8 protein-coding genes are annotated in these 4722 nt (G+C 55.0%); 3 read left to right on the plus strand and 5 right to left on the minus strand.

Annotation, left to right across the window (positions count from 1 at the left end; translation table 11 throughout):
* From NH195_RS12925 to NH195_RS21885, 3 genes are all read left to right on the plus strand, one after another.
* On the plus strand, window positions 1-637 hold a 637-nt coding region (locus NH195_RS12925; RefSeq protein ID WP_066701789.1), incomplete at its 5' end, for an IS3 family transposase.
* 122 nt (window positions 638-759) lie between these two features.
* A complete protein-coding gene (locus NH195_RS12930) occupies window positions 760-1272 on the plus strand; it encodes a hypothetical protein (RefSeq protein ID WP_066707571.1) in 513 nt (170 codons plus the stop codon).
* A complete protein-coding gene (locus NH195_RS21885; protein WP_081423918.1) occupies window positions 1265-1489 on the plus strand; it encodes a helix-turn-helix transcriptional regulator in 225 nt (74 codons plus the stop codon). The genes NH195_RS12930 and NH195_RS21885 overlap by 8 nt, the downstream gene beginning before the upstream one ends.
* A gap of 70 nt (window positions 1490-1559) precedes the next feature.
* Here the strand turns inward: NH195_RS21885 and NH195_RS12935 are convergent, their stop codons facing one another.
* The 5 genes from NH195_RS12935 to NH195_RS12950 form a co-directional block, all read right to left on the minus strand.
* The gene (locus NH195_RS12935) at window positions 1560-2258 is read right to left on the minus strand and encodes an HNH endonuclease (RefSeq protein WP_066707573.1); all 699 of its coding nucleotides are present in this window, start codon (window positions 2256-2258) and stop codon (window positions 1560-1562) included.
* Window positions 2259-2403: 145 nt separating this feature from the next.
* Complete coding sequence (locus NH195_RS20895) at window positions 2404-2694, minus strand: type VI secretion system PAAR protein (RefSeq protein ID WP_081423919.1); 291 nt, start codon at window positions 2692-2694, stop codon at window positions 2404-2406.
* Window positions 2694-3125, minus strand: a complete 432-nt coding sequence (locus tag NH195_RS12940) for a hypothetical protein (protein WP_066707575.1) — start codon at window positions 3123-3125, stop codon at window positions 2694-2696. The genes NH195_RS20895 and NH195_RS12940 overlap by 1 nt, the downstream gene beginning before the upstream one ends.
* A 212-nt stretch (window positions 3126-3337) precedes the next feature.
* Window positions 3338-3991: a hypothetical protein gene (locus NH195_RS12945; protein ID WP_066707577.1), complete on the minus strand. Its 654-nt coding sequence runs from the start codon at window positions 3989-3991 to the stop codon at window positions 3338-3340.
* Window positions 3982-4722 (minus strand): type VI secretion system Vgr family protein (locus tag NH195_RS12950; protein ID WP_155846174.1); only part of this gene is annotated, 741 nt, incomplete at its 5' end. The genes NH195_RS12945 and NH195_RS12950, both read right to left, overlap by 10 nt.

Consider the following 4722-nt stretch of genomic DNA (forward strand, 5'->3'; position numbering starts at 1 on the left):
GGGGTTTGGTCTGTGCTTTTTGCATCTGCGGAACGTCAAAGGTTTTGGCTGGAACCACAAACGCGTGTACCGCATCTACCGCGAGTTGGAGCTGAACATGCGGATCAAGCCTCGGAAGCGGCTGCAGCGCGAGAAACCGGAACCGCTGGTCGTGCCTGAGGCCCCGAATGAGGTGTGGTCGATGGACTTTATGGCCGATCAGCTGGCTGACGGTCGGGCATTCCGCACATTGAACGTGCTTGATGACTTCAACCGCGAGGGCCTGGCCATCGAAGTGGACTTCTCACTGCCCGCCGAGCGCGTTGTTCGGGCGCTGGACCAGATCATCGCCTGGCGAGGCAAACCTCTGGCCATTCGCGTAGATAACGGCCCGGAATATGTCAGTGGCAGGCTCCAAACATGGGCCGAGAAGGCGGGGATCGGGCTGCTTTACATCCAGCCGGGCAAGCCCCAGCAGAACGCTTATATCGAGCGCTACAATCGGACAGTTCGCACCGAATGGCTCGGGCGATACCACTTCGAAAGCATTGAAGACGTGCAGGATCACGCAACGAAATGGCTCTGGACTTACAACAACGAAAGACCAAACATGGGCATCGGCGGCATGACCCCGATACAGAAACTGACAGCAGCTTAGATTCTACTGATACGCCCCTCTAAAAATGGGGGGATTACCCAAGGGGAAACGATAGTCGTAGAGCTTTTGGCTTTTATCCCGTGCAAGCTTGCCATTGCGCAGATTGGCCATATCGCCCAGTTATGATCGGAAGGCTGTCCCAGTGCCGTATTCAGCAACACCTCAAGCGCTATGCCGGTTGCAGAGGCAATGTCTTTTGTTACGGAAATGGCGGACACTATCCGTATTATCTCTGCCAGACCAAAAGCTGTGAGGCCTATGGTAAGTCGATCCCGCGCGACAAGCTGGAAGGGGATGTCGGCGATCTGATCAAGACGCTGCAACCGACCGACACGTTGATGATGACCGAGGAAGTCAGCGGCGCGAGCATCGGCCTCGACATGATCCAGCGGATTTCAAAGCTGATGCGGCGGCTGTTGCAGCGCATCGTTCAGGCCGTCGATGTGCATCTGTTGCGCTATTGGACGCGCGAGGATGGCGGGCATAAATGGGATGTCACCACCGCGCGGCTGTGTTTGGGATCGGCGGAGCTGGTCGATCTGGAAGCGCGTGCGGAGTGCGAGGCCGAGGAGTTGCGAGCGGCGGAACCTGTCTATCGGCGCTTGGCGGATCGCGGGCGGGAGCTTGATGTATGATTTACGCTTTGCAGTAAAAGGAGCCGCATCATGGACCTCTCAGCGAGAACTGCCGAACAGATCGGTGAAGCGATCCGGCGCACGCGAAAGGCGCGCGGTTGACCGAACCTACATCGGCGGGATTGAACGCGGGGAACGTAATCCGGGCCTTAAGACGATCCTGAGGATCGCCGAGGCTCTCGGGGTGCCTGTGGCGGAACTGTTCAGTGCGGGATAACGTGAACGGCCCATAGTCGCCATTGCCCATAGCCCAAAATGCAGCATTGCAGCTTACGCAAAGCAGCCGTTCACTTTACCGCAGATATCAAGCTCATCCGCTTCTTTAGGGCCGCTGCAACCTCTGACTTCAATTCAATCTTTGAGATGAGCTCAGAGAAACTATTTCCGTTGTAAATGCCGTAGTCCTTGCGCGCAGTTTCTTCGATGCTGATCGTCCAGTTTTCAGTATCAAGAATAATGCTTCCAGCGTCAAATAGTCGATGTAGGTCTGCTCGGAGAGGGATACCATTCCAAGCCTCATCCCTACCACCGCAAGATACAGGTATTATGTGTGCGGCCTCCAAAACTGCCAAGGTCTCGCATCCAGAAATCAGACAACGCGCACCAAACATCTCGAACACCTCACGTCGAAACTTAGCTTGCCGTGGTCGCTGCCAGACGTCGGCTAGTCTGCGTTGCCGCTCTGCTGCGATCTCAGCCTCGTTGCTCGCATTTTCGATCAGTTGAAACCCAAGTTTCTCGAAGTACCTTCGAAAAACGTTTGTGATAGGGTTATTGGTCATGGGATTTCCGGCGAGCTCATTAGCAAGACGACCTAATGGCTTCACAGGGTAAGCCACACCTTCATGCATTAAGAAGCCGGTACTGGACTTTCGCATCTGCCCATTTGGCTTGGGATAATTTTCATACAGCCAAGCTAGCCCTTCGGCTTTCACACGGTCGATGGCCTCTTCGGCTTGATTTCGATCAAAGGTCAATTCGGTCATCTTATCAGTATCATCCCTCAAACTTGCTGATCGCAAAACTATCGAAACCTTGCTCTGGTGATAGTCCCTGAGCGAAGGCTACTTCGGCCCGGAGCTGACACTCGAATCTTTCGTAACAAATATCCGCTTTGGAGTTTGCAGCACCTCAACCCCCAATCGACACATCCCCCGACCCACTCGACACACTGCCCCCACAGTCGATGGCGTCGCCGACACGGCCAGCCGGTTTGCCGTTAATGAAGACAGAGCCAGACCCGCCCGAGAGGCTGCGTCCGTGCGGTGGGTGTTTGGGTTTGGAATGCGGCACGAAGCTGTCGCCTTGTCGGAGCGCAGGTTGGCCATTGATGTACACGTCACCGCTCCCCGATGTGGCGGGCGTTGGCGGGAAGCCGTCGTGGTCCGATCCTGTGTCGCCCTTGCGTCCTGCTGCTGGCATTATGCGTCCTCCCAGATGTCGAATTCCGTGCCTTTGATCGTCGCCGACCACGTCGCGATCAGAGCGTTCTCTTCCGCTGTGCGATCCGGTTTTTCGAGCGTTCGCGATTTGAGAAACGCCGCGATCTGTGGCGGGGCGGTTTTCAAGCTGTCGAGCGGGATGTCGAATTTGAGCGGGCCCTGCATGGCGGCGATGCGGGCGCAGATGGCGAGGGTGTGGATTTCGGGGTCCTCGTGCTTGCGCGCCTCGGCGTTGAGGATGTCGTGCAGGCTGTCGCTCACCGGCATGAGCGCGGGGTTGATGAAGCGGGCTGGGCGTTCGAATTCGGGGCTGGGTTTGAGGGGAAAACCGGAGGCGTGCCAGCCTTCCCAGACCTGTGAAAGTTCGGCGTCTTTGCACCAGGAGAGGGCGATGGCACCGTAGACGGTCATGCCGAGAGCATCACAGAGCGATAACCATTTTTTCCCCTTCACGGAAATGAGCGATTTGCAGTGCTTCCGATCTTCTGCGTCCAACCCAGTTAGCGCGGCCGGGGAATGTCCGGAATTGAATTGCCTTGCCCAATCTTCCGCATTTTTGTGCAAGACGAACCACAGGAATGCAGGGAGAAATATCTGGTCTAGAGTTTTTCCCAAAATCACGTCTATTTCTGCCTGTAAATAGTTGGATATATAGTCGCAGCGTCAGAGAAAAAGGCGGGAACGCAAATATCGCCGGTCATCTCTCGGCATTCTATCAATGTTTTATTCACGGCATTTATTCTTCCGTCAGTATTTGCGTTGAAAGCCAAATATCTTCCGTCGAGGCCTGTATATCCAATACCCGCCTTCACCACACGAACGTCATGCAGAAGAATATCAATCGTCATTTCGTAATGAGTGAATGCACCGGATGGCCATGCTCGATATAAATCAGACGACGACCACCCTTCAAACAGACCGTCATTGCGGTCTCGCAATGCGACCGCCGCATCAAATATCTGATCCTTGTTTGGCCAAGCCGCGTCCAATCGTTTTTCAGGAAACGTCCAGTTTTCTTCATGCACATCAACGCAGGACCAAGCCCATCTCGAATGACCTATCACCATATCAATTTTGGCGGCATCCTGACGAAGATCTTCGTAGGAGCGATTTGGGTGACACATGGACATTGAGGCCAGAAGCGCGTCCAACTCTTCAAGATCTTCCTCGGCGGCAATAGCCACTGGAACTAAATCGCTGGTCTCAGAACACGCTGAAACGGGAAAAACAAACACTAATCCTGCGAGGAATTTACTTAAATTCAAATTTACCGCCATGTTTCTTCTCTTTCCGCATAGTCTTTACCCAGCTCGACGACATAATCAGGAACCTCACTATAGATGCTGGGTAACTCGCGTATGTAGTCAGGACAATCAAAATAGCGATAGTATGGCTTCTCGCTTAAATTGACTGACCGCATGCCCAGCCCCGCGCCAAGCGCAGGAATATCGCCCTGCGCCTCAAAGCGCCGGTCCTGGCCGGTCTCACCCTCCGACCGCAGCCGCGCGACCACATCGCCACGGCCCTGGTCGAGGTAATCCCCCGGCCAGTCAAAACTTTCGATCTGGCCCTGAGCATAGCGCGAAGAAGATGAAGAATTGGTTTCCATCGCCGCGGTCGGCGTCTTGAAATTGTAATCCGTGAGCCGCACCGCCCCCGTCGTGATCCGCCGCGCTGGCCGCCATTCCCAGAAGTGCTCGATTTCCTCCTGGTGGTGGCCATCATAGGGCTTGAACGGGCGCTCGCCGATGGTCGCATGGCTCTCGACAATGTCGGTCAGAACCATCAGGTGAGAGCCGCTATCCTGTTCAAAATGATAGGAAATCCCGTGCCGTTCCATGAGGCGCGCGGCGAAATCCATGTCGCTTTCTCGGTATTGAACGGTGTATTCGAGTTCCGGGTAATCGAGCGTCAGCCGGGTCTCCATCTTGCCTGCCGAGGCATAGGCACCGAGGAGCTCCGTGAGGATGTCAACCACGGTTTTATTGTGAAAAATCCGCTGGTTGCG

Source organism: Celeribacter ethanolicus (genome assembly GCF_001550095.1).
Lineage (GTDB): Bacteria > Pseudomonadota > Alphaproteobacteria > Rhodobacterales > Rhodobacteraceae > Celeribacter > Celeribacter ethanolicus.

What these genes read in the sequence shown, in the direction of transcription:
- NH195_RS12930 (WP_066707571.1), top strand. Translation starts at nt 760, where the DNA reads ATGATCGGAAGGCTGTCCCAGTGCCGTATTCAGCAACACCTCAAGCGC.
- NH195_RS21885 (WP_081423918.1), top strand. Translation starts at nt 1,265, where the DNA reads ATGTATGATTTACGCTTTGCAGTAAAAGGAGCCGCATCATGGACCTCT.
- NH195_RS12935 (WP_066707573.1), bottom strand. Translation starts at nt 2,258, where the DNA reads ATGACCGAATTGACCTTTGATCGAAATCAAGCCGAAGAGGCCATCGAC.
- NH195_RS20895 (WP_081423919.1), bottom strand. Translation starts at nt 2,694, where the DNA reads ATGCCAGCAGCAGGACGCAAGGGCGACACAGGATCGGACCACGACGGC.
- NH195_RS12940 (WP_066707575.1), bottom strand. Translation starts at nt 3,125, where the DNA reads ATGACCGTCTACGGTGCCATCGCCCTCTCCTGGTGCAAAGACGCCGAA.
- NH195_RS12945 (WP_066707577.1), bottom strand. Translation starts at nt 3,991, where the DNA reads ATGGCGGTAAATTTGAATTTAAGTAAATTCCTCGCAGGATTAGTGTTT.